Annotated in this window: 1 protein-coding gene; it reads left to right on the top strand. The window is 41.3% G+C overall.

Annotated elements, in window-relative coordinates; translation table 11 throughout:
• Nucleotides 1-1,026 precede the first annotated feature (1,026 nt).
• Complete coding sequence (locus ABSG47_RS20760; RefSeq protein WP_424172445.1) at nt 1,027-1,323, top strand: hypothetical protein; 297 nt, start codon at nt 1,027-1,029, stop codon at nt 1,321-1,323.
• Nucleotides 1,324-2,977 lie beyond the last annotated feature (1,654 nt).

Here is a 2,977-nt window from a genome sequence, read left to right as displayed (position 1 = left end):
CAACGATGATGGTGATGAAGGGTTGGACGTCGGTAATTCTTCGGCTGGATGGTGCTAGGCTGACTTTGAAACCCCCTCGCGGTGGGCTCCAAAATGATGACGCTGACAACGTGCAAGGAAGTAAATAAAATTAATTATTAATGTCCCGTGACGTTGTGACTGTTAGCAGTGCAAGTTCGAGGGGGTTTACTTATCAGGATGTAGTACCAGAGTTTCACCGAAGGTTTGTTGAGTGTTTCTGAGCTTTAGCGAGAGTTTCCGAGAGTTGCCAAATATAGGCGAGAGTTTCCGAGAGTTGCCGAAAATAGGTGAGATAAGGTGAGTGTGATGAAAGTGGGATCGGTAAATGTCGGTAACTGTCGGTAACGATGTGTTTGTGGTAATAAAAGAGTGTATTAATATTAGTCGGTAACGATGTGTTTGTGGTAATAAAAGAGTGTATTAATATTAAAAGCTTTAGGGTTTTTAAGATTGTAATCGTCAGGGAACTGTAACTGGGTAAAAGGTAACTTGAGTAACTACTGTGCTAGTTAATCTACAGAGGGTTTTATAGAGGTTTCTAGGAGAGGTGATATAAAAGGAAATAAAAAAGGAAAGAAACATAAAGGTTAAATGAAAATGATAAATTATACATGAGGCTACCTTGAGGCAGGCTCCCGAGTTGCTAGCAGGCCTTGAGGATGATTGGTGATGGAGTATTGATGATCAAATGATGATCGGAAAGGTGTGATTTGTCATCGGTATGATCTCGGTAGGCTCGGAAAGTGTTCGGTAATGGTAGGTGATCTCGGTGGCTGTGAGGTAGTGCAGGTTGACTGTGATGAAGGGAAATAGTGCCGAAAAGGCCTTGGAAATGTCGGCTGGTGTCGGAAATTGTGTGATTTGTCATCGGTATGATTTCGGTAGGCTCGGTAAGTGTTCGGTAAGCTCGGCATGTGATCACGTGATCACGTGACATCGAAAATAAAATAAAATAAAATGAAAAATGATTAAAATTCAAAAATATGTGGTTTGCAGGGGGTAGAGATGAGTACAACTCATCATCTCCTCCCTACTGAAATTTTGACTGTCCCCAGTCAACGCGGTCATAAGGGAGTGATCGGTAGAAAGGTGTGTATCGAGTGTATTGTTGAGCGAATCAAGCCGAAGTCAGGGTTTAAAAGCCGAAAAAATTTGATAATAAAAATAAAGAAAACGACGGAAATAGGTGAAATGTTGTCGGTAATCGTAGGAAGGCTGTTCGAACTGGTGGCGAGATTGGGAATGGAAGTGCCGATATGGGCAGTAAAGATGTGTGTGAAGGCCGATGTCGAAACCGATTGAAGATGCAAGAGCCGAAATTGAAGAAATCTGAGAAAAGAGCCGAAAATGGAAAAAGATGAGCCGAATAATTTTGTATAAAATGGTGGGAGCCGAATAGAAGCGAAATCGGACGGTAAGAAGGCGAGTATCGAGCGTATCGGTGAGCTGAATGAGTCGAAGTCTGGGTTTAAAAGCGGAATAAAATTAATAATAAAAGAAAGAAAAATATAAGAAATAGCCGAATAATCGGCCAAAAGATATCGAAAGTCATCGGAAAGGTGCCGGATATTTTTAGCGACGTCGGGAATGAAGTTGGTGAGTGTTGATATTCGTAGTATAAAATGATTCCGATGGGTGACGAAGTCGATCGAAGGTGCAATGAGCCGGAATTGAAGAAATTTTGAGAAAAGAGCCGAAAATGGAAATAAATAAAACGGAGTCAAATAGGAGTATTGGTGGATGATAAGGGCGAAAGGGGACGGTGAAAATGCGACTATCGAGCGTATCGTTGAGCTGATTGAGCCGAAGTCTGGGTTTAAAAGCCGAAAAAATCGATAATAAAAGAAAGAAAAATATAAGAAATTGTCAAATAAAAGTTAGAAAGTTGTCGATGGTCGTCGGGCAGGTGTTGGAAACTGTTGGCGAGATTGGATATGTTGTTGGTGAGTGCCGATATTCGTAGTATAAATGTGTCCCGTGGGTGGCGAAGCCAATCGAAGATGCAATGAGCCGAAATTGAAGAAAGCTGAGAAAAGAGCCGAAAATGGAAATAAAATATAAACACGTCGAATATTTTTGTGTAAATGGGTGGGAGATGAATGGGAGGTTTGATAAGTCGTATAGGATTAAAAATCGAGAGGTATAACTTGTCGAAATGTTGAGAGTTCGCCTAAAATCGGTAGAAATGTCGGAGTTGGTAAGTATAGCTGGTGAGCCGAGATTGGCTATACTGTACTAATTAAATCAATTCGCCACCCCATGTGACCTGTGACCTGCCTGACGAAATAATGGTTTCGTCAGGTAGGCTATTGAGCTGTGACCGCCCAAAAAATTTCGCCAATCAGTGCGGCCATCAGAAAAAAAATATAAAAATAGGACCCAAGCTAAACTACTTGGGTCTTTTAGGGTCATTTAGTTTTTTTTCGGCCTAAAGAGGCGTTGCAAAGGCAGAACAATTTTCCTGGAAAACTCAATCACCCAACATAAAAAAAATTATCACAACATTTCACTAGATTCTGCTTATGGAGGTCGACGACAACGAAATCTACATAGGAGATAAGGGAGATATTCCAGAGGAAATACTTTCTCTGCTTCCCGATAGCCAGTATAGTATAGTACCTACTAGATACTATAGTACATGTACCTCAATGAACCAATATCATCCAAAAAATGTGCTGGGGGTGATTTTTTGCGATTTGGGGGCTTCTGGAAGCCTTTTCGTGAACCAAAAAATCGATTCGCCAGTTGCCTCTGAGACCTGTGACCTCTGTGACCTTTGGTCAAAATCAGTAGGCCTGTGACCCGTGACCGGCGAATTGATTTAATTGGTACAGTACTACAACGCTTGATAGGGGCCTGAGACGTGGCTGCGTCTCTAGCGCCAGGTAAGTTGTTTTAAGAAATTTTTCTTTTGCTCAACTAACAGTGTTTTTTTCTTCTTACAATTAGACAACTG

Source organism: Occallatibacter sp. (assembly GCF_049510455.1).
GTDB lineage: Bacteria > Acidobacteriota > Terriglobia > Terriglobales > Acidobacteriaceae > Telmatobacter.
This window is presented reverse-complemented; position numbering and strand designations above follow the sequence as displayed.